The sequence below is a fragment of the Aquirufa salirivi genome (genome assembly GCF_045310485.1).
Classification (GTDB): domain Bacteria; phylum Bacteroidota; class Bacteroidia; order Cytophagales; family Spirosomataceae; genus Aquirufa; species Aquirufa salirivi.
The window spans coordinates 67,329-90,154 of sequence record NZ_JBEWZH010000010.1 but is presented as its reverse complement, the minus strand read 5'-3'; the positions used below and the strand labels follow the sequence as shown (position 1 = coordinate 90,154).

General features: G+C 39.1%; 19 protein-coding genes. 11 read left to right on the top strand and 8 right to left on the bottom strand.

The genetic code is table 11. From position 1 onward, the window contains the following. Complete coding sequence (locus U0R11_RS12850) at window positions 1–1,077, top strand: alkaline phosphatase (protein WP_406752131.1); 1,077 nt, start codon at window positions 1–3, stop codon at window positions 1,075–1,077. Here U0R11_RS12850 and U0R11_RS12845 read toward each other — a convergent pair. Next, window positions 1,068–1,508 carry a GNAT family N-acetyltransferase gene (locus U0R11_RS12845; RefSeq protein ID WP_406752129.1) on the bottom strand — a complete coding sequence of 147 codons (441 nt, stop codon included), beginning with the start codon at window positions 1,506–1,508 and terminating at the stop codon, window positions 1,068–1,070. The genes U0R11_RS12850 and U0R11_RS12845 overlap by 10 nt on opposite strands. Before the next feature lie 107 nt (window positions 1,509–1,615). On the opposite strand from U0R11_RS12845, the gene U0R11_RS12840 reads away from it, so the two are divergent. Both U0R11_RS12840 and U0R11_RS12835 read left to right on the top strand, forming a co-directional pair. Beyond that, a complete protein-coding gene (locus U0R11_RS12840) occupies window positions 1,616–2,161 on the top strand; it encodes a phosphonate degradation HD-domain oxygenase (protein ID WP_406752127.1) in 546 nt (181 codons plus the stop codon). Then, the gene (locus tag U0R11_RS12835; RefSeq protein ID WP_406752125.1) at window positions 2,158–3,432 is read left to right on the top strand and encodes a DUF5690 family protein; all 1,275 of its coding nucleotides are present in this window, start codon (window positions 2,158–2,160) and stop codon (window positions 3,430–3,432) included. The genes U0R11_RS12840 and U0R11_RS12835 overlap by 4 nt, the downstream gene beginning before the upstream one ends. Window positions 3,433–3,793: 361 nt before the next feature. Here the strand turns inward: U0R11_RS12835 and U0R11_RS12830 are convergent, their stop codons facing one another. Both U0R11_RS12830 and U0R11_RS12825 read right to left on the bottom strand, forming a co-directional pair. Further along, window positions 3,794–5,125 (bottom strand): T9SS C-terminal target domain-containing protein, encoded by a 1,332-nt coding sequence (locus U0R11_RS12830; RefSeq protein WP_406752124.1) that lies wholly within the window; start codon window positions 5,123–5,125, stop codon window positions 3,794–3,796. A gap of 59 nt (window positions 5,126–5,184) precedes the next feature. Then, a complete protein-coding gene (locus tag U0R11_RS12825; protein ID WP_406752122.1) occupies window positions 5,185–7,977 on the bottom strand; it encodes a TonB-dependent receptor in 2,793 nt (930 codons plus the stop codon). Between the two features lie 302 nt (window positions 7,978–8,279). On the opposite strand from U0R11_RS12825, the gene U0R11_RS12820 reads away from it, so the two are divergent. Beyond that, entirely contained in the window at window positions 8,280–8,633 is a 354-nt protein-coding gene (locus U0R11_RS12820; RefSeq protein ID WP_166373310.1) for a hypothetical protein, read from the top strand. 151 nt (window positions 8,634–8,784) lie between these two features. Then, window positions 8,785–11,061, top strand: coding sequence for an ATP-dependent helicase (locus U0R11_RS12815; RefSeq protein WP_406752120.1), 2,277 nt, complete (start codon window positions 8,785–8,787; stop codon window positions 11,059–11,061). Here U0R11_RS12815 and U0R11_RS12810 read toward each other — a convergent pair whose 3' ends face one another. The 5 genes from U0R11_RS12810 to mutY form a co-directional block, all read right to left on the bottom strand. Then, window positions 11,062–12,003 (bottom strand): hypothetical protein, encoded by a 942-nt coding sequence (locus tag U0R11_RS12810; RefSeq protein ID WP_406752118.1) that lies wholly within the window; start codon window positions 12,001–12,003, stop codon window positions 11,062–11,064. It lies immediately after the preceding gene. Then, the gene (locus tag U0R11_RS12805; protein WP_406752117.1) at window positions 12,000–12,956 is read right to left on the bottom strand and encodes a hypothetical protein; all 957 of its coding nucleotides are present in this window, start codon (window positions 12,954–12,956) and stop codon (window positions 12,000–12,002) included. Before U0R11_RS12805 ends, U0R11_RS12810 begins: the two co-directional genes overlap by 4 nt. Beyond that, on the bottom strand, window positions 12,940–14,298 hold the full coding sequence (gene gldE / locus U0R11_RS12800; protein WP_406752115.1) for a gliding motility-associated protein GldE: 1,359 nt from the start codon (window positions 14,296–14,298) through the stop codon (window positions 12,940–12,942). The genes U0R11_RS12805 and gldE overlap by 17 nt, the downstream gene beginning before the upstream one ends. A 76-nt stretch (window positions 14,299–14,374) precedes the next feature. Next, window positions 14,375–14,839, bottom strand: a complete 465-nt coding sequence (locus tag U0R11_RS12795) for a single-stranded DNA-binding protein (protein WP_406752114.1) — start codon at window positions 14,837–14,839, stop codon at window positions 14,375–14,377. A 49-nt stretch (window positions 14,840–14,888) separates the two neighbouring features. Further along, entirely contained in the window at window positions 14,889–15,986 is a 1,098-nt protein-coding gene (mutY, locus tag U0R11_RS12790) for an A/G-specific adenine glycosylase (RefSeq protein ID WP_406752112.1), read from the bottom strand. A 176-nt stretch (window positions 15,987–16,162) separates the two neighbouring features. Between mutY and U0R11_RS12785 the strand changes: the two genes are divergently transcribed. The 6 genes from U0R11_RS12785 (at window position 16,163) to U0R11_RS12760 (ending at window position 22,822) form a co-directional block, all read left to right on the top strand. Further along, on the top strand, window positions 16,163–16,456 hold the full coding sequence (locus U0R11_RS12785; protein WP_109321911.1) for an HU family DNA-binding protein: 294 nt from the start codon (window positions 16,163–16,165) through the stop codon (window positions 16,454–16,456). 25 nt (window positions 16,457–16,481) lie between these two features. Continuing rightward, window positions 16,482–17,348 carry a tetratricopeptide repeat protein gene (locus tag U0R11_RS12780; protein ID WP_406752110.1) on the top strand — a complete coding sequence of 289 codons (867 nt, stop codon included), beginning with the start codon at window positions 16,482–16,484 and terminating at the stop codon, window positions 17,346–17,348. 279 nt (window positions 17,349–17,627) lie between these two features. Beyond that, window positions 17,628–19,184 (top strand): Rne/Rng family ribonuclease, encoded by a 1,557-nt coding sequence (locus U0R11_RS12775; protein WP_166373326.1) that lies wholly within the window; start codon window positions 17,628–17,630, stop codon window positions 19,182–19,184. Further along, a complete protein-coding gene (locus U0R11_RS12770) occupies window positions 19,162–20,388 on the top strand; it encodes a tetratricopeptide repeat protein (RefSeq protein ID WP_406752108.1) in 1,227 nt (408 codons plus the stop codon). Before U0R11_RS12775 ends, U0R11_RS12770 begins: the two co-directional genes overlap by 23 nt. Window positions 20,389–20,476: 88 nt before the next feature. Further along, window positions 20,477–21,934: an inorganic phosphate transporter gene (locus tag U0R11_RS12765; RefSeq protein WP_406752106.1), complete on the top strand. Its 1,458-nt coding sequence runs from the start codon at window positions 20,477–20,479 to the stop codon at window positions 21,932–21,934. Window positions 21,935–21,994: 60 nt separating this feature from the next. Further along, a complete protein-coding gene (locus U0R11_RS12760; RefSeq protein WP_406752104.1) occupies window positions 21,995–22,822 on the top strand; it encodes a DUF2490 domain-containing protein in 828 nt (275 codons plus the stop codon). The last annotated feature ends 4 nt before the right edge of the window (window positions 22,823–22,826 follow it).

Genomic DNA, 22,826 nt, shown 5'->3' with positions numbered 1-22,826 from the left:
ATGAAAAAAGTCATTTCCATCAGTTTACTTTACTTACTTGCATTTACCACTTTTGGACAAAGTTCTACCATTAAATACCCGAAGAATATCATCTTTTTAATTGGGGATGGCATGGGTGTCAGTCAAATTTATGCTGGACTTACAGCCAATAAAGGACATCTAGCCTTAGAAAGAATTCGTCACATTGGCTTTCATAAAAATCAAGCATCTGATAATTATGTAACAGATTCAGCAGCAGGAGCCACTGCATTTTCTACAGGTAAAAAAACCTACAATGGAGCTATAGGGGTGGATGCCACACAAGCTCCACAAGTAACCCTTTTAGAATTGGCAGAGAAAAAAGGTTTGGCTACGGGTTTAGTCAGTACCGCTGATATCACAGATGCTACTCCTGCTGCCTTTATTGCCCATCAGATCAAGCGCAATATGCATGATGAGATAGCCAAAGATTTTCTCAAAACGGATGTAGATATTGTTGTAGGAGGAGGAAGAAAAAGCTTTGACCAACGAAAAGATGGTCAAAATTTATTGGATTCCCTTAAATCAAAAAAATATCAAGTAGTTGAATCCCTAGCTGAAATGAATGCCATTAAGCAAGGGAAATTTATCTATTTATATGCATCCGGTGACCCCATTAAAATTAGTGAAGGCAGAGGGGATGTTTTACTTGATGCAACGAACAAATCGATGGAATTACTTTCCATGAATAAAAAAGGCTTCTTTGTCATGATTGAAGGAGGACAAATTGACTGGGGTGGACATGCGAATGATACCAACTATGCCGTGTCAGAAATGGTGGATTTCAATAAAAGTATAGAAGCTGCCTTAAATTTTGCTGAAAAAGATAAAGAAACATTGGTTCTAATTACGGCTGATCACGAAACGGGTGGTATGGCTTTATTGGGAGGAGATATGACAACAGGCGAAGTAAAAGCTTCATTTATTACCAAAGGACATACGGGACAAATGGTTCCCGTTTTTGCTTTTGGACCAGGCTCTGAGGTTTTTCAAGGAATATATCAAAACACCGCCATTTTCGACAAATTGAAAGCGGCCCTCAGACTATCTCAAAAATAGATTGTAAATTTTTCATGTGAATTAGTAAAGCCCATCGCTTCATAAAAAGCATGGGCTTCTTTTCTTCGTTTGTTCGACGTCACTTCGATTGATTTCACATCCTTTTCCTTAAGCTCATTTTTAAGTACTTCTATTAATTTTCTACCGAGGCCTTTACCTTGAAAAGAGGCCGTAACCATTAATTCTTGAATCTCATAGACCATTCCTTCGTGATGTAATAGGTTTTGACCTACCACACTCAAAAAACCAAGTACTTGTTTTTCTTTGTTTTCTGCTACCCAAACATGGGTATGCATATGCCCCAAATACTCCGCCCAAATTTGAGCAAAAATTTGTGGGTCAGACTCTCTGTTTTCTAGCTCATTGACAAGTTCCAATACAGCTGTTTCATCATCTAATTTAGCTCGGCGAAGGGTATAATTTGGGTCCATTTTACGGATTTGTTACGGCTATGTGAAATCTATTTTAAATCGTTTCTAGGGTATTTTTTGCGCATTTCAATGGGCTTAAATTACATAAAATACTTGAAAAAAAGCCGATGAAAGAGATTACTCAGAAAGTCCAACACATGTTTGCCGAATTGGGCGATTCTCAATATGGTGGAGAGGCTGTAAGCCAGTTAGAACATGCCTTACAATGTGCCCAATTAGCCACTGATGAAGGGGTATCTGCGGAGCTGATTGTTGCAAGTTTATTACATGATATAGGACATCTTTTGCATGCTCTTCCAGACGATGCCCCAGAAATTGGCATTGACGACATGCATGAAAATTTGGCTAAGGCATTTTTAGATCGATATTTCCATGAAGCCGTAACAGAGCCCATTCATTTACATGTAAATGCCAAACGCTATTTATGTAACAGAGAAACGGGATATCAAGCAATCTTAAGCGAACCATCTCTGATTAGTCTAGCACTTCAAGGTGGTCCTATGAGTGAAGAGGAGTGTTTAATTTTTGAGCAAAATCCACACTTTCATTCATCTATTCAATTAAGAAAATACGATGATGCTGCCAAGGTTCCTGGACTACAAGTTCTTCCCTTGGAACATTACCTGGATTTAATCGAAAACACATCTTTGTGATATTCCCTTCCTCATCTAGATCCGAAAAAAGCTCATTCATATCACAATGGTTCACTCATCCGCTGTGGTCTATGGTGGCTGCATTTGGTTGTTACTTTTGCGTATATGGATTTAGAAAACCATTTACGGCAGGACTCTATGAAGAACAATTTTGGTTAGGTATACCTTGGAAATCGGTATTAATATCATCCCAAATTGCAGGATACATGTTATCCAAATGTGGAGGAATCTTTTTTGTTTCGTCCATAGCTTGGTCGAAAAGAATTCAAGCAATCGTATTAAGTGTCTTTATAGCCGAACTAGCCTTATTGGGATTCGGACTAGCTCCCAAACCCTGGTGCATTCTTTTTTTGATGATTAATGGCCTACCGTTGGGGATGATTTTTGGCTATATTCAAGGATTTTTGGAGGGTAAAAAAAATACGGAATTATTCATCGCCAGTTTAGGAGCAAGTTTCATTTTAGCCGACGGAGTTTCAAAATCAGTGGGGAAATTTTTACTAAATACAGGCATATCAGAAACCTGGATGCCTTTTACAGCAGGCTTACTATTTAGCTTACCATTTCTGTTCTTTGTTTGGATGCTCCAGCAAATCCCGAAACCGACAAAAGAGGACATGGCAGATCGCTCGGAAAGAGCACCCATGTCATCCTTAGATAGAAATCGGATCATTAAATCATTGGGGCCAGGGATACTCGGTATTAGTTTATTGTATTTGTTTGCATCACTATTACGAGGCATTCGGTCCGACTTTGCCCCTGAAATCTGGGAATATTTGGGTTTTCAAAATATTCCCTCCTTATTTACCCAAACAGAGATATGGGTTACTGTCGGTATTTTAGTGATTAATGGCAGCTTAGTATTTATCAAAAACAATGTGTATGCCTTTTTCCTAAGTATGGGAATCATCATGCTTGGATTTATTTTGCTTATTATCAGTGGAACCCTTGGCCTTCACTATTTAAATCCTTTTTGGCTAATTGTACTTACAGGGTTTGGTATTTATCTACCTTATTTAACCATTACCACCTCGATATTTGAACGAATGCTGGCAATAAGTAAGCATAAAGCGAATATAGGCTTTCTCATGTACATCGTAGACTCGACAGGCTATGTCGGATATAATTTGCTTCTTTTATGCAGTGGATTCATTTTCCCTCAGTGGAATTTAGCCCATTTATTTTTTGATTGGATTATCCTATTTGGTATCGCTGGAATTGGCATTGCTCTTTCTTGCGTAATCTATTTTACCAAGAAATTGATACAATAAGGCTATTTTGGAAACGTTCTGTCTGCGCCCAGCTCACAACGCTGTCAAGGTTTGGAACCTTGCCAGCGTTAGAAAGCGCAGGCATTTCTTTAACTCAAATTTCTCCTCCAGTATTTTCCTTTTAACTATTGCCAGCATCACGGGCAACGCTTAAATATCATAAGATATAGTGAGCAATTACGCCACTTATTTACCAAGAAATTGATACAATAAGGCTATTTCGGAAACGTTCTGTCTGCGCCCAGCTACGCAACGCTGGCAAGGTTCCAAACCTTGACAGCGTTAGAAAGCGCAGGCATGAAAACAAGAAATGCCGAAAGGAATCCTTCCGGCATTTTCTGAATTACACCAATATAAAATCTTAGTAATCCGTGTTTTGTGGATCCCAGTTTGTCCAGCCTTCTGTCCAATCCGTAGTTCCAAAAGCACCAATATTTGTATTCGCTTCAAATCCAGCTGGTAAACTAACTCCTCCACCCAATAATTTAGATGCACTAGTTAAAGCTAAACTTGGCTTACCTTGTAATCGATTATAACCAGCTGTTAAACCTAATGTCTCCGCAGCTACTCCAAACTGATTTTTACGGGTAACATCTTTTAACATCGTTTCATCTCCTGTAACGATTGGCTTCAACATACCTGTTACCACTAATCCTGAAAGAATATTCTTGCTTGTCATAAAATTATTTTGAGCAGCTGTACCTTCTAATTCTAACCCTCCCTTAGCAACCCAACCTCCAACAAATAAACTGTTGATAACCGAAATGGCTGAATTACGGCGGATACGCATAGCCGAACGGTATTTTTTATCCACTGTTCCGTCTGCGATAAAAGCACTTACATTGGCAAACTTCGCACTAGTCTGTGGTGAAGCATCTGAACCTGCTGCATCGTTATCCGATTCAAAAGCATTACTGTCTGAACATGAACATTGGTCAGCAACTTGTGGGTCACGGATCGACAATGCAAATTGAACATTACCACTATAACCCCAATCCGTATCAAAATCATCATCCATATTTCTGTATGATACCAAGTGCTTCGCATTTACATTTCCTCCGAACCACTCATAAGCATCATCTCCATTGTATGAAACCTGTACATAATCAATTTCTGTACCTGAACCCACACCTCCTAAAGTCAAACCATTAATTTCCTTATCCGTCTCAAAGGCAATACCCGCAAACTCAATACGTACATATTTCAATACGCCTGAATTATCTGAATCATTGGAACCTCCAAAAGTAGATACGTTCTCTCCTTCAATTGTCGCTGGAGTTTTATTTACGCGAGCATTCCCCAACATAATTAATCCACCCCAGTCGCCATAATTTCTAGAACCTTTCGCCTGACCAGAAGTAAATACAATCGGTTTAGCTGCCGTTCCACGTGCTATTAATTTTCCACCTGGCTTAACAATTAATGTGCCCTTCGTGATTTTATCACCCAAAATGATTGTTCCAGGCTCTACTGTTAAAGTAGCTCCAGACTCTACATAGACGAATCCTTTTAACAAATACTTTTCAGACTCCTTCCAAGTAGTGTTGGCAGTGATTTTTCCAGAAACCTCTTTTACCGTACGATTAGCTGGCGCTGGTACTGTAATTTCTACTTCTGAATCGTTTTTCGTACAAGCTGACAAACCTATGGCAGCCGTAAGCAAACAAGCGAAAATGACACGTAATTGTTGCATGAATTTGTTTTTTATATGTTTTTAAATGTTACTACTTATCATTTTTCTTTAGGCTTGCACTAAAACTTCATCGTAATTCCCATGGTAAAATAACTTCCGCGGTGATACTCTTGGTATACACCATCCTTGTCAGAAATTTCACCATCACGGTTCGTATCCTGCACTAAAGAAAACTTCTGGTTTAATAAATCTTGTACCGCTAACTTGAAATCTATTCTCTTCGTCAAGGCCTTCGTGATATTGATATCCACCACATTTCTTGGCATCTCGTAGATATCAGCCGACAACTGGCTATCTCCAATCACAAAGATTCTTTTTCCGATCACGTTATATAAAACATTTGCCTGCCATCCTTTGTCTGCATTTTCATAAAATATACCAGCATTGATCAAATAAGGAGATTGACCCTGAAGATTACGGTTCAACATATTATCGGATTGTCCCGCACGCACATTACTACTAATCAATGCCGCATTGAATAATGCCACCCAATTAGGAGCAATTTGCTTTCTGATTTCTAATTCCACTCCGGTGCTAGTTGCTTCCGTAGCATTGTCAACAGTAAAAGCGACTGTACTACCATTGTAAAACACTTTGGATTCAATTGGATTTAAGAATTTCTTATAAAATACAGCCAAGGAAATCAATTCTGATTTAGAAGGATATAATTCATATCTCAAATCAAAATTGTTAATCGTAGCATTCAATAATTTTGGTTTATCAGCTCTTGGAATAAAACCAGTACGTGTCACATCATATACGAAGTCATAATACGTGAAAGGAGCTAATTCACGAAACTCAGGTCGGTTGACTGTAGAACTATATGCAAAGCGCAATAAGTTTTTTGTTGTGAAATTATATGCCAAATTCAACGAAGGAAGTGGACTAAATACAGGATTCGTTACCTTAATGGCAGCTCCAGAACCTCTTTCCTTACTTTGTAATTCTTGATTATTATACTCTCCTCTTAAACCAATCGTAGCATTCAGCTTGGCTCCAATAGGTAAATACATCTGCACATAGGCTGCGCCAAAGGTATTTTGAGCGGTGTACTTATCTTCAAAGTTGGTACCTACTCCATAATAAATCGAGTTGCCTCCCAAATTAGTTGGATTGAAGAAATTAGCTGGATCCTGTTTCAACAAAGAGTTGTCTGATGACAATCGATTTGGATTTGTGATTCCATACCAACGGTTAGAAAATGCACGTTCCTTGTACTCAGTGTAAATTCCTGCACGGAAAGTCGTTCTTAATTTCTCATCTTCATTCTCCTTAAGTATATGATCAAAATCAGCTCTTGTCGTATAAATAAACTCCTCTACATGTGAAAAAGAACGCGCCGACTGTTGTAAAGTTGGACTATCTGATTGCTGTAAATCAAAAGTAAAGACCCCTGTAGAATTTCTCTCTCTACTTCGAGTATATCTTCTATAATCTGGCTCCGTTCTGAATGTATATCCTAAACCTGTCACCCATTTCAACTTACTTACTGCCGACAATTCGTGAGTTCCACTAACCTGACCTGAATAAATAGAACGCTGCTCATAACGGAAAGAAGCATTGTTCAAATCCACGTTCTCATTATATCCGTTACGAAAAACGGTTTCTTTAATACCAATTTGATTGAACAAGTTTCTGAATTCTAATTTATTATTCGGATTCAAAATCAAGGCCCAGTTCGACATCATACCGATGCGCACATTTTGAGATAAAGATTGATCTTGATAATATTTCTCCGTGTCTCCTAAGAAAGTAAATCTTCTTTGCTGCATTTGAAACGCCTGATTCGTATTGGAATAATTCACATACGAAAAGTTCGTAAGCTCTTTATCTCCCATAAACCAACGGTGGGCAAAATTCAAATTACCCCTGAAATCAGGTAAAACGTTTTTATCTTCTACATGGTAAAATGCAGGCAAATTTCTAAAGTGAGAAATCACGGCTTCGGTATTTCCTGCAGTAGCAATGCTATTTCTAGAAGGAAAACCTGATGGTAACTGACGTCCACCATCATCAAAACCCAACCAATCCGTCTTACCACCTACATAGGACATCGCCTTTTGAGCCGTCGTTCCTGAACGGTAGCTCGTAGAAAAACTGGCTGAAAATGTATTCCCATCTGGTACTGTCTTGGTATATATCTTAATAGCGCCTCCACCTAAATCGCCCGGTAAATCAGAAGAGGCTGATTTAAAAATCAACATACGATCTATAATAGAACTGGGAATTAAATCAAATGAAAATGCTTTTGAGTCAACCTCCGTAGATGGCGTAATGATATCATTCACCAATACCGTATTATAACGCTCATTTAAACCTCTCACCACCACAAATCTCTCATCAAAAATTGAAACTCCTGGAATTCTACGTACCACAGCAGAAGCATCTCTATCTTGAGTCTTCTGAATCTGCTGTCCCGATATACCCACAGCAATTTGTTGTAGCTGCCTTGTCTCCGTCAATACCGCCACCTCAGATGTCGTGATTTTTTGAGCCTTCACCACCACATTGGCTAAGGTCTTGTTATCTTCTTGCAATGAGACGGTAACAATGGTTTCTTTTCCTGACTCAACTCTGACATTTGGAATTTGCTGTGATTGATATCCTACCGAACTTACAACCAATTTGTAAATTCCAGCAGGCACAGTGCCTAATTCAAAATTTCCATCAATTCCTGTACTAGCTCCGATACTCAAGCCCTCTAAGCGAATGGTTGCTCCAATAACTGGCTCCTTAGATACAGGATCGGAAATAGTTCCTTTAACTTTCCCTACTTGGCCAAATGTATGACCAAACGACGCCAATGATACAATAACGATTAATAAACTTCTAAATAATTGGTGTGTATTCATTTGTATTTATATTGATTACGGCACAAAATTACCTGCAATCAATAGCCTCACGGTTAACACGCTATTATCTATATGTTTCCTGAATGTTAAATAATCCAAAAAAATTTAACCATTTCGTAACATAGAAATAAAAATTGAATTATTCGAAGAAATATAATTTTTTTAAGAGGAATATTCTTAAAAAAGTGAAATTTTTTGCGTATTTAATTTGGAGTTAACATGAAAAGTCTAGTTTTGGGCAAACAAACGGAAAGTTTCCGCCTAAGATTTTATTAATCAAGCATTTATCAATTATCAACATTATGAAAAATTTCATCACAAAAAACGCCTTAGCCGCTCTCGTCGTAGCCGCTATCTTGTCTGTCTCTTCTGCACATGCCGCAGAATTCGCTCTTCCTGTAAACATTGACCAAGTAGGTAAAATGAAATTCCTAGTTAGCTCGGATACATCATCACCCTTGTACGTGGTTATTTATGATGAAGACAATAACCAAATTACCCGCGAAACACTTAGTACAAAGAAATTATTCAATTTCTCTAACCTAAATGATGGTCGCTATAAAATGGTTATTTTTGATTCACGTAAAAACGTCATCAAATCTAAGACTTTCAGTATTTTAACAGAAACGAAAAGAGATTTAGTGGCTGTACAGTAATCGATTAAACCCAACATGAAAAAGGCGCCTCTTGCGCCTTTTTTTTTGTCCCCAAAAAATACTACCCCAAAATATAAGTTAGAATACCAAGCCCCTGCTCAAAAATTCGTAATTTTAATCTCTATTTTTTCCCATCAATTAATTTCCCCTTATGGATTATTTGGCTGGCTTGAACGAGCCCCAACGACAAGCTGTTTTACATACTGAAGGCCCTTTAATGATTATTGCTGGAGCTGGCTCTGGCAAAACACGCGTGCTAACTTATCGCACGGCTTACCTCATTCAACATGGCATTGATCCATTCCAAATATTACTGTTAACTTTTACCAATAAAGCCGCTGGCGAAATGCGCCATCGTATCGAATCCGTCATCGGAAAAGAGGCAAAAAACATCTGGATGGGGACTTTCCACTCCGTATTTGCTAAAATTCTACGCTTTGAAGGTGAAAAATTGGGCTATACTTCCAACTTTTCCATTTATGATACCGACGACTCCAAGTCCCTACTACGAGCCATCATCAAAGAACAAAACCTGGATGATAAGGTATATAAAGTCAATTTGGTCTTAAACCGAATTTCAGGTGCAAAAAATAGATTAATCAGTCCTGAACAATACCTAAATAGCGCCATTCTGGGAGAAGAAGATCGCATGGCCCGCATCCCCAAAATGGGTGAAATCTACCGAACCTATTGCATTCGTTGCTTTCAAGCCAATGCCATGGACTTTGATGATTTATTATACCAAACCAATATCCTTTTTAGAGATCATTTGGACGTATTGAACAAATACCAACACAAATTCAAACACGTCATGGTGGATGAGTTTCAAGATACCAACGTTTCTCAATATTTATTAACGAAAAAACTGGCTGCCGTACACCGGAACATTTGCGTGGTAGGCGATGATGCCCAAAGCATCTATGCTTTCCGCGGAGCTGATATTCAAAACATCTTGAATTTTGAAAGGGATTATGCCGACCTGACAACCATCAAATTGGAAGAGAACTACCGTTCTACCAAAAATATCGTGGCTGTAGCTAATTCCATCATTTCAAGAAATAAAAACCAACTCGAAAAAAACGTTTTTACGTCCAATGAAGTAGGGGATCAAATAGAAATTATCCGTGCTGGAAGTGACAATGAAGAGGGCCGGATGATTGCCTCCGCCATCTTTGAAACCAAACAAAAAGAAGGATTACACTGGTCAGATTTTGCTATTTTATATCGAACCAACGCTCAATCACGCTCTTTTGAGGAATCTTTGCGCCGATTAAACATCAAATATCGCATCATAGGTGGATTGTCTTTCTACCAAAGAAAAGAAATCAAAGATGTCCTTGCTTACCTACGTTTTGTGGTCAATCAAAACGATGAAGAAGCATTTAAACGCATCATCAACTTGCCTAAAAGAGGCATTGGGGATACCACTATTGCAAAAATTGCAGTTACGGCAGCTGAAAATAATTGCTCCATTTGGGATGTCATTTCCAACATTCAAACCTTCCAAGGAGCAAGAGGAACCGCCTCCATTGAAAACTTTGCGGACCTCATTAAGTCATTCAAATTAATGGCTGAAGTTGAACATAAAGATGCTTATGAAATCGCCAACCACGTAGCCAAAGCTTCAGGACTTTTGCGCGAACTTTATGAAGATAAAACGGTAGAAGGCCTAGCCCGCTATCAAAACTTACAAGAATTACTGAATGCCATCAAACAATTTGTAGATGACCCCGAAAATGAAGACAAATCCCTAGCTACATTTTTGCAGTCTGTCTCCTTATTAACCAATGCCGACACGCAAGAAGACCCCAATGATCGCGACAAAGTGACCTTAATGACAGTTCACTCGGCGAAAGGCCTTGAATTCAAACACGTGTTTTTAGTAGGTTTAGAAGAAGATTTATTCCCCAGCCAAATGATGCTACAAAGCCAAGCGGATTTGGAAGAAGAACGTCGACTTTTTTATGTGGCCGTCACCCGTGCCGAAAAGAAATTGATGATTTCCTATGCGGAATCACGCTATCAATTTGGTCGATTAAAATCATGTGAGCCAAGTCGTTTCCTCGATGAAATTGACAGTGCCTATTTGAAAATGGCAAAAACACCTGGCAAAAAAGAGGTTCAAGCCTTCAGACCTGTTCAGAAAACAGGATTTGTATCCAGTTCCACTAGCCCGTCTGCTGCTCAATTAATCCAAAAACCAAAACAAAATACGAATTACCAGCACGTAGCATCCAGCCATTTTGCCCCTACCGATCCATTAAAATTAGAGGCAGGCCAACAAGTGGAGCATCAGAAATTTGGTTTTGGATTAATCAAAAAAATTGAAGTCAATGGCGCTGAAAGAAAAGCGGTGATTGATTTCGAAAAAGGAGTAGGTGAAAAAACCTTGTTATTGAGTTTCGCCAAACTAATGGTGAAAGTCTAATTATTTCTTGGGAGTGAAATACACATGAACTGGGCCTGGAGAACTAGCCACCTCGGATATCGTATAAAAACCATCTGCCTCATGGGAAAAAGCCAGAGCCTCACCTTGAGGTTCTAGTTTGCTTGGCACTATTTTTGGAGGACGTTTTAAGGCTTCCCCTAGACTTTCATGCTTCCCTTTCTTCCAATAATACACCTCCAAATAATTCCTCATGATTACTTCTTGATTATTGCTAGCCACATCCCCCGCCGTAATATTATATAGTTGTTTCAGAATCGCTAAATCTGAACTTGGTTCTGAAAAATGCAATTTTCTAACGAACTCAGCCTCCACTACCTTAGACTCTGTAAAGCTTTGAGCATTAATTCTAAACAGACTTTTGCGATCATCCTGCTTACTCACCAAATACATATCTCCATTCAGCTGGTCTACCAACAAGCACTCCATATCCTTGGAACCTTCTGGTAATTTAAATTCCAATTTTTCTACCTGCTTTATGATTCGAGTAACCATATTGGATGACCGAATGTCAAACTCCTTGAATCGATATATAAAATAACTCCCAAAAGTTTGATTATTATCGCCTGTATCCGCCACATATATATAGGATTCATTTGGATTTTTATACCAATAAGCCAAATCTTCCCAATCCCTATTCTGAGCTCCTTGAAGTAAAAACTCCACTTTACCCGCTCCATAGCGATCAATCAAAAAAATACGATTTAAATCTTGCGAGTCATTGACAACCCAGAAAAGTTCCGGGTTTAGTCTACTGGCCACCATGCCAGAAGCTTCATCGATTTCAATGTTTTCCAAAACCCCTTCATCGACCGTTGCCGAAAAATTGGTTTTAGCCATTTGTGCATCAATGATATAGAGCGATTGGCAAGCCCAGACAATCAAGGCTAGAATTCCTAAACGAAACCAGTGAGTTGTTTTCACTTTCGCTTATAATAATATAAATGAACCGGTGTACTTCCTTTTTCAGAAATGGTATAATACCCTCCTCCATCTGCCGCAAAGGTGATTCCTTCTCCCTGAGGTTCTGTTGGATTCCCCACATAAGGAACTTGTTTTGCTGCCCTTGCTAAAGCTTCTGGGATCGTTTCATTGGTTTTTCGCTTCCAATAATAGCATTCGAAATAATTCTTAATCAATATCTCGGTATTATCTGGCGAAACATCACCAGACGTGATATAATATGCTGTCACAATCTGTCCCAAGGTAGAAAAAGGCACCGAAACACTCAATTCCTGCACAAATTCAGCCTTAACATTAGCCTGATTGGTAAAACTTGCTGCTGGTATTTTATATAATCTCTTCTTTGTTTCTCTTTTTGAAACAATAAAAACATCCTTTGTCCTTTGATCTACTAACAAACATTCCATATCCCGAGATCCATCAGGTAGGGTAAACGTTAATTTCTGAACTCCGGTAATGGTTGCATTATTGATGGAAGAGACATTGGGTTCATTAAACCAATAAATGGCATAAGAAGCATGGCTCGCACTATTATCCCCAAAGTCGGCAATATAAACAACTGCACTTCCATTACTATCCGATATCAAGGCAATGTCTTCCCAATCTCTATTTTCGGCCCCTTGGATAACAAATTGCTTCATCCCTTTCCCAAAAGTATCGATCAAAAACAGTCGATTGCCATCCCCGGAATCATTATGAGCCCATAAAAAGCCTTCATTCTTTTTACTTGACACCATTCCAGAGGCCTCATCCAATTCAGGATTTTCTATGATACCACGATCCACCCCATCTTCATAACTGGACTCCGTTACACCTGGTTCAGGCGTAGGTGCCGGCCCCGGACAAGCGCTCAGCAAAAAACTTAAGGGTAGTAAAAAAAGTAAGCGTTTATATGAACTATACAGTTTTTTCATCAGATTCAGGGGGCAAAGGAGCGGCATTCAGGCTAACCTTAATTTTTTTAATTCGGCGGGTATCCACCGATTGAATTTTAAAGATAAAAGGTTCACAAACTATTTCCTCACCAGCATGTGGAATACGAGAAAATAACTCGATACACAAACCTGCTAAGGTCTCACTTTCCCCTTTTACTTTTTCAAAAATAGAGACATCTACATCAAAAACACGACAAAAATCATTCAAAGAAATTTTTGCCTCAAATAAATACGTATGTTCATCTAGCTTTTTATAGTCTAATTCCTCTTCATCAAACTCATCATTGATGTCCCCTACAATCTCCTCAATGATATCTTCCATGGTCACCAAGCCCTCTGTCTCTCCGTATTCATTCACCACAATGGCCATGTGTACCCGTTTTTCTTGAAAATCATAGAGCAAATCATCAATTTTTTTATTTTCTGGAACAAAAAAGGGCTGGTGCAAAAGTGATAACCAATCAAATTTTTCATCCTGATCAATATGTTCCAATAAGTCCTTGATGTACAAAATCCCTTCAATTTTATCGATGGTTTCGGCATAAACTGGAACTCGAGAATATCCATTTTTATTGATTTTATCCATCAATTCATGGAAGTCCATCTCCGTATCGAAAGCTACAATATCCCTTCTAGCCTTCATGACGCCCTTCACAGAGGTATTCCCAAAATTCAAAATACCCCGCAAAATATCTTTTTCCCTTTCTGTCGTATTCTCATCCGTCGTTATTTCTAAGGCCTGATTCAACTCGTGGGTGGTCAAATAATAAGATTTCTTCTCAATCCGATTTTCAATCAAATTGGATATCCCTAATAAAACCCTTGAAAGTGGTTTAAACGTAAAAGTGAAAAAATCAATCAAAGGAGCGGTATATCGAGCAAAAATCAAATTGTTTTGTTGAGCCCATACCTTAGGGATCAATTCTCCAAAAAAGGCAATGATGAAAGTTACCCCAAACAATAAAAACAAGGTGACAATCAATGTATTAACCGACTCTTCCCCAATTAATAGCTGGGTAAGGTAATTGGCCAATGTAATGAAAATGATATTGACAAAATTGATGGCAATCAAAAGTGTTGCGAGAAGAAGCTGAGGTTGATCTAACAATCGGCTTAGCGTTTTTTCCCTTTTGGTGACACTTTCTTTGAGTGCTATTCTCTGCTCGGCATTTAGGGAAAAAAAGGCTACTTCTGAGCCTGAAAGCAAAGCAGAAAGTAAAATTAAAGTGACTAATACTAAGCTGATAAAAATGATGGAAGGCGCGCTGATGTTAGGTTCAAAAGCAATCAACAAGATATTCGAATAGGGATCGGCCTCCATAGGGTAAAGCTAAATTTATGCAAATTTATAAAAAAGGGAATAGCTTTTATTAACTATTCCCTTCTAGCCCAGAATATTAAAATGGAAGATCATCGTCTCCGGAATCTGCAACTTGTGGAAAACTAGGTACAGATGAGGCTGATTTATCTGCTGTAGGCAATGCCTCTGGACGAGGTCTTGCTTCGGGAGTGTCTTGGGCTGGACGATCATTTTTACCCCCAATCAAGTTGATGGATGTAGCCCGAATCCGGTATCCACGTACCGTGGCTCCATTTTTATCTTGCCACTCCTCTGACCGTATTTTTCCTTCGATGTACACCTGATTACCTTTTCGCAGATATTGTTCCGCGATGTTGGCTAAATTATCCCACAGCTCCACGCGGTGCCATTCCGTTTGCTCCACCCGCTGTCCATCTTTTCCTGGATAAGATTCTGAGGTAGCAATATTGATATTAGCCACCTTAACCCCACTTGGTAAGGCTCTTACTTCTGGGTCTCCCCCCAAATTGCCCAATAAAATTACTTTGTTTACTCCTGCCATAATGTGTTTGTTTTAAATGATTATCGGCAAACCCTTTGCCAAAACAAAATTATCGTGGCATTGAATCATTAAAAATCTCCAGATGCAAATTATCAGTTATCAGATTCAAAAGCAAGACCGATTTTCCCAGCTTTTCAAAGTCCTCGGGCCGTATCCATTGAAATCCTGCCAATTCGTTAATGTCAAGATTATCAGGAACTTGGACATGCCATGCCCGACAATGTATCTTTTGGTGGCTGAGTATATGTAATTTGGGCGATTTCAAGGACTGTACGGAAGTGCTTTGGAGCATGATGGATAAATTGTCATCCATTTCTAATAAACTTTCAAGTTCTTCCTCTTGGGTTGATTCTACCATATAAAACTCCCATAAGCCTGACCAAATATCCCTTTCTTTTCTTTCTCGAACGAGTACCTGATTCCCTTGTTCCAAGATAAAGTAGTTAAAATATCGATTCTTTTGTTTCGCTTTTTTTTGCTTCACAGGGAAATCCTGAATTCGCTTCTGTTGAAATGCAAAACAAGTCAAACTCAAAGGACAGCTAGCGCATAAAGGTGCTGGACTACATTGCAAGGAGCCAAAATCCATGATGGCTTGATTAAATTCGGCGGGCTGGTCCTGAGGAATTAATTCCATGGCCACATCAGTAAATTCTTTTCTTGCCGAACTGTGAAGTATATCCGTTTCTATGCCAAAATAACGCGCTAATATTCGAAAGACATTACCATCTACAACAGGTTTAGCCTCCCCAAAAGCAAAAGAAGCAATAGCCGCAGCGGTGTAGGGGCCCACACCTGGTAATTGAACTAATTCACAATAGGTAGTAGGAAATTGTCCTTGAAAATTAGCTACGACCAATTTCGCTGTTTTATGCAAGTTTCTAGCTCGAGAATAATAACCTAATCCCTGCCAATGTCGAAACAAAACAGATTCCTCCGCTTGGGCCAAGGATTCCACTGTAGGAAAAACCTCAAGCAATTTTAGATAATATGGCAATCCTTGTGCTACGCGGGTTTGTTGCAGTACAACCTCCGACAACCAAATCGCATAAGGGTCTTGGGTTTGTCGCCAAGGTAATTCTCGAGCATGTTGCCGATACCAGGTTAATAGGCCTTCTGTAAAAGGGTGATGATTTGTAGATTGCATGGGATGAATCAAAGATACGAAGAAAGAAGGGAGCTATTTGACAAGCATTTACTAAAAAAATCAATTAAATCATTGACAACCATTTCTATTCTTCGAGAAAAACATTACTTTTGTGTCCCTTTTAAAGAAAGGGAAAGCGATTAGAACAAAATTGATAATTTAAAGCATTAATTACCGTGACCAAGGCAGATGTAATTGCTGAAATTTCCAGCAAAACAGGGATTGACAAAAAAGATGTTTCTGAAACGTTAGAAAAGTTTTTCGAAGTTGTAAAAGATAATTTATCCAAACAAGAGAACATTTATGTTCGTGGTTTTGGAAGTTTTATCAACAAAAAGAGAGCAAAAAAGATTGCTAGAAATATTTCAAAAAACACAGCAATTACCATTGACGAACACTATGTACCTAGCTTTAAACCAGCTAAAGTGTTCATTGAACAAGTTAAAACCAGCACTGACCCTGCTAAATAAGGCTTAATGCCTCAGGTCTAGAAAAATGAAGAAATCCTATGTGATCATTCTGATTATTGGCCTTGGGTTGACTGCCCTCATATTTCAATTACCTAAGGGAAATGTGAGTAATACCACGAGTAACACTCCTGCTGGAGGAGCCAATCGCGATGCGAAAGGCGACGATCACCAGGATGAACATACAGAAAAAAGTGCGACAAAATCAGAAGAAACGCATGCTGCACCCTTGACGAAAGCTCAACAAGCGGCTGTTTCTAAATTAAAATCTGAATTAAGTCAAGCAAAAACAGAGGTTGCCAAGTCGAGTGTGTTAGATAAATTAATCAACACATTTGTAGGAGCTAATCATTACGATAGTGCTGCTTATTTTGCAGGACAATTCGCCGATCAGCATCCTGTTTTAAACAACTTCTTACGTGCGGGCCAATTGTATTTTGAAGCCCAAACTTATGCACTGAACCCGACAAAGGGTAAGGCCATGGGAGAAAAAGCACGTGTATATTTTGAACAAGTATTATCGAAAGATCCGTCTAACCTCTTGGTAAAAACGAATTTAGCGATGACTTACGTGGACACTCCCACCCCAATGAAAGGGATTACCTTACTGAGGGAAGTGATTGAACAAGAGCCGACATTCGTGCCTGCTTTATTTAATCTAGGGATTTTGTCCATTAAATCGAATCAATTTGGCAAAGGCCAAGAACGATTCACACAGATATTGAAGCTGGAACCAACGAATTACAAAGCCGCCTTAAACCTCGGTTTTTGCTTGGCCCAGTTAGATAAATTAGATGAGGCAAAAAAAGTGCTTCGGATGGTCCTTGACAAGAGCAAAGACCCTGAAGAAACCAAAGCTGCCCAAGAGTTGCTCGCAGAAATGCAAAAACATTGAGGTTGAAAATCAACTTCTTACATTATTCAAAATTTAAACGCTAACAGGTATGCCTTGCGGAAAGAAAAGAAAACGTCATAAGATTTCAACACACAAAAGAAAAAAACGTCTTCGTAAGAATCGTCACAAGAAGAAATAGTTAGTATAATTACCTCCTTTTGGTAGCGTAATTAGGTAACCCAAAAACAGACCATCCCAAATGGCCTGTTTTTGGTGTTTGTTATATATATTAGCGTAGGGATAAGTCTGTCCCGTCTAACATTCTTCTCGTAATATATTGTGAGTAATGAATTAATCATTAATTCTACCCCCAAAGGGGATAGAATTGCCCTTTTGCAAGACAAAAGGATTGTAGAATATCACATTGAACAGTCGGAACCTCAATTCTCTGTGGGTGATATCTATCTTGGTACTGTCAAAAAATTAGTCTCTGGTCTTAACGCTGCCTTCATTGATATAGGTTATGAAAAGGATGCATTCCTTCATTACCATGATTTAGGCCCTAACTTGAACTCACTGCAGAAATTCTCTCGTGATGTCATGAACAAAAAGGGCAAAAACATCAAGTTGGAGAACTACAAAATAGAAGAAGAAATTGATAAATTAGGTAAAATCGATAAGGTTTTAACCCGTAATCAACTCATCTTGGTGCAGGTAGTGAAAGAACCTATTTCCACCAAGGGCCCTCGTCTTTCTTGTGATATATCCATCGCTGGAAGATTCCTCGTGTTAGTTCCTTTCTCCAATGGCGTCAATATTTCAAAGAAAATTACGTCCAAAGCCGAAAGAAGTCGATTGATGAAATTGATGTCATCCATCAAACCGAAAAACTTCGGTGTCATCGTCAGAACAGTAGCCGAAGGAAAAGCCGTAGAAGAAATGGAGCGCGATCTACGTGATTCTATTTCCAAATGGGAAGATGGTATAGCCAAACTAGTCGATGCCAAACCTCGAGACCGTGTCATTGGTGAAATGAGCCGTGCCACTTCTATGTTAAGAGACTTGCTAAACAACGACTTTGACAATGTCATCGTTGATAATCAGGATTTGTACAACGAAGCCAAAGGTTATGTGCATCAAGTAGCTCCAGAAAAAGAAAAGATTGTCAAATTACACACGGGTAAAACCAAGTTGTTTGAACAAGTGGGTATCGAAAAGCAATTAAAAATGCTTTTCGGAAGATCCGTTTCTTTACCTGCTGGCGGTTACCTCATCATAGAACATACGGAAGCTTTGCACGTGATCGACGTGAATTCAGGAAATAAATCCAACTCTGAAGACGATCAAGAGGCTACTGCCTTAAGTGTTAACCGTGAAGCCGCTAAGGAAATTGCCCGTCAATTACGCCTGCGTGATATGGGTGGTATCATCGTGATCGATTTCATCGACATGAAAAAAGCGGATAACCGTAAGTTGATTCAGGACATCATGCGTGATGAAATGAGAACGGACCGTTCTAAATACACCATTCTGCCGCTGACCAAATTCGGTTTGATGCAAATCACGCGCCAACGTGTCCGCCCAGAAATGAATGTGGCCACGCATGAAACATGCCCTAGTTGTGGAGGTACCGGTACCATCACCGCCAGTATCGCCGTTTCTGAGACTATTGCGCAGCATGTGGAACATTTGATTACCAAACAAAATGAGAAAAAACTCACTTTATTGGTTCATCCTTTCTTAAGTGCTTACTTTACTAAAGGATTCCCTTCTATACGAATGAAATGGTTCATGACGTTTAAGTCTTGGATTCACATTACAGAGGATTCATCCCTAGGTATTACTGACTTTAAGTTTTTGAACCATAATGGAGATGAGATCGAGATATCGTCTTAGATCATATGTACTACTTCTAAGTTTTCTTTCACTATCTTTCCTAAGCTTGGGTCAATGGTGGAAGAAAACTGAAGAAGCAGAAAAGGAGCGCTCCAAAGGAATGCTTTTATTAACTTCCGAAGTGCAGATTGAAGCTACCAATGCCATCAATCAAATGTACAATTTCAAATTCCCCGAATCCGAAAGGGAATTCAATTACCTCAAAGTCAAATATCCTGAACATCCACTGCCCGACTTCCTTTTAGGGCTTGTTCAATGGTGGAAAATGGTTCCCAATACCCAAAATGAAGTATATGATGATCGCTTATTGGAATATATGGATCGAAGTATTTCCAAAGCCGAGAAAATTTGGGATGACACGGAAAACCCCGAAGCTGCCTTCTTTATGGCCGCTGCCTATGGCTTCAAAGGTCGTTTACATGCCGAGCGTAAACACTGGGCTCGTGCCACTCTCGCCGCTAAAAGCGCCTTAAAATACTTAGAATATTCACGGGAATTTGCCGATTTCAGTCCTGAACTGATGTTTGGCGACGGCCTTTACAATTACTACTACCATTTTATCAAGCAAAACTTTAAACTGTTACGACCTGTTCTTTGGCTTTTCCCAAAAGCCAATAAGCAACAAGGCATAGAACAATTAGAAAAAGTAAGCTACCAAGCCTTTTATACCCGTACCGAAGCCCGCTATTTCCTCTTGCAAATCTATGCCATGGAAAACATGTCAGAAAAGAGCTACGAATTAGCCAAATACACACATCAGAATTATCCAGATAATCCTTTCTTCGAACGTTATCATGCTCGCTCGGCCTTCATGTTAGGGAAATTAGATGAGGCCATGGAAGTAGCTAAAAGTATTTTAAACAAAATAGATCATCACCAAGTAGGCTACGAAGGCGTATCAGGCCGTTATGCCTCTTATATTTTAGGATACTACCAATTATACATTTTCAAAAATCATACTGAGGCAAAAATCTATTTTAAAAAATGCATGGATTTCTCCATTCAAACTGCTTCCTTAGAGTCAGGATATTATTGGGCTTCCGTCTTGGGATTAGCTCGTATCGCATACCAAGAGGGTGATTACGACACGGCCGTGGAACACTGCAAAGAGGTAATGGATAAGGCCGACAAAAAAACGAGTCAATATACCGAAGCGAAAAAACTGCTTTCTGAGGCCAAAAAAGCCCGAAGAAAAAAGAAATAAAGAATTTAACAATTACTTAACATGGGCATCATGGGTAAAGCGTAATTTTGCGACCATATTTGCACCAATATACCTTAAATAATATTATATGTTTGGGTTAGATCCTACCTTATTCTTCCTACTATTTTTCTGTCTATTTGCTGCCTGTGCATTTGAATTCGTAAACGGATTTCATGATACAGCCAATGCCGTAGCGACAGTTATCTACACCCATTCTTTAAAACCCACACAAGCAGTTATTTGGTCTGGATTCATGAATTTTGTGGGTCTTTTAACCGGTGGTGTCGGTGTTACCATGAGTATCATAGGGCTTCTCCCCACGGAACTACTCATTGATACCAATGTGTACCATTCCATGGCCATGGCACTCTCCCTATTATTCTCCGCTATCTTATGGAATTTAGGTACTTGGTACTTTGGTATACCAGCCTCTAGTTCACATACCCTAATCGGTTCGATCATTGGTATTGGAGTTGGTCACGCTATTTTACCAGAAAATCAAACCAATGTCAGCGCCGTTAACTGGGATAAAGCCCAAGAAATTGGACAAGCATTATTACTTTCGCCACTATTTGGTTTTGCATTGGCCATCGTTTTGATGTACATATTAAAAAAGACCATAAAAAATAAAGAGATTTTTAAAGAGCCTAAAAAGAATTCCCCTCCTCCGCTTTGGATTCGTGCTATTCTAATTACGACTTGTACATTGGTGTCTTTTTTCCATGGTCGTAATGATGGACAAAAAGGAATCGGTCTTGTCATGGTGATTTTAATTGCCTTTTTACCGGGCTATTTTGCTATTAATTCTACCTTAGATTTGAGCCGCTTACAAAAAGACTTAACTCAAGTAGAAATTATTTCAGCTAAAATTGACACCACAACACTTTCCATTAAAGAACAAGAAAGTTTCCGTGTTGTTACTAGCTCTTCTAAAGCATTGCACGAACTACTTTTAACAAAAAACATTCAAACAAGTAACCTAACTACTAAGCAAAAGTTTGAGATTAGAAAAGCGGCATTGAATATCAACAAACATGCCAAAAAATTAATCGAAAGCGAATCTGTTGCCTTATCTGAAGCCGATAAAAAAGCTTTCAAAAAAGCTACTGCTGGAGATAAAGCTGCCTTTTTTGCCTTTGGTGCTACTTCAGGAACAGGTATTGCAGCAGTGACTGATTTTGCTCCTAATTGGGTCATGTGGATGGTAGCTCTTTCCTTGGGTCTGGGAACCATGGTAGGTTGGAAACGAATCGTCGTGACCATCGGTGAGAAGATAGGTAAACACCATTTAACCTACGCTCAAGGAGCATCGGCCGAATTAATTGCATCAGTGACCATTGGATTGGCAACCGCCTACAAATGGCCCGTAAGTACCACGCACGTATTAAGCTCAGGTATAGCCGGAACGATGGTTGCCTCAAAAGGTATCAAAAACCTGCAAGGCGGAACTGTCAAAAATATTGTGATGGCTTGGGTATTAACACTCCCAGTAACCATCATCCTAGCCGCAGGTTTGTTTGTCTTTTTCCGTTGGATTACGGGATAAAAGCTCGTAATTTTGAGGGAAGCCAAAAGCTTCCCTTTTTTTTACACACCAATATAATCCATGAAACAGGTAAGCCTAAGCCTAAAGCTTGTGCTTCTTTTTTGTGTCCTAAGCGCAAAAGCACAATCCCCCAGGTATTATAATCACATTGCTAATGGCTGGACTGACCTAAACATTTCGGGTAAAATAGCTGGCAAATTCAGTTGGCAATTAGAAAACCAACAAAGAAGGCAAGACCAGCAAGGAGATTACAATCCTGCTACCACCACGGGGAATCCCTACCATAATTTGAACCAACATGTGTTCAGGCCTTACATCCACTATCAAATGAGTCCTGCCATACGCTTCTCCTTGATGCCCTTAGGATGGATAGGAACCAACCGATTTAGCCTTGGTGAACCATCCGCTTTCTTTTCTGAATTACGGATCTCTCCACAAGTCATTTTAACGCAGCAACTGAATCGCTTACGCATTGATCACCGCTTACGATATGAGTTCCGTTGGTTAGGTGCTAACCAAGCTGTGGATGATAAAAGCTTCATTTATGGAGGTGATTTTTCTAGCAACTCTTACCGAAAAAGATTTCGTTATCAAATCAAAGGAAGTATGCCTTTGGGAAAAGCCTACATGGAAGACAAAACCTGGTATATTCAAGCTTACAATGAATTGATGATCAACATGGGTGAAAATGTGCCCAACCTGAATATTTTTGACCAAAACCGCGTATTACTTGGTTTAGGCTATCGAATTAACGCCAATCTTTCAGTAGAAATGGGATATATGCAACAAAGCATCTTCCGTTTTAACAATGCCTCAAAAAATAATGTGGAAATCAATAACATCCTTCAAGTAAATCTAGCGATATCGAATTTGGAATCATTCTTTTAAACAA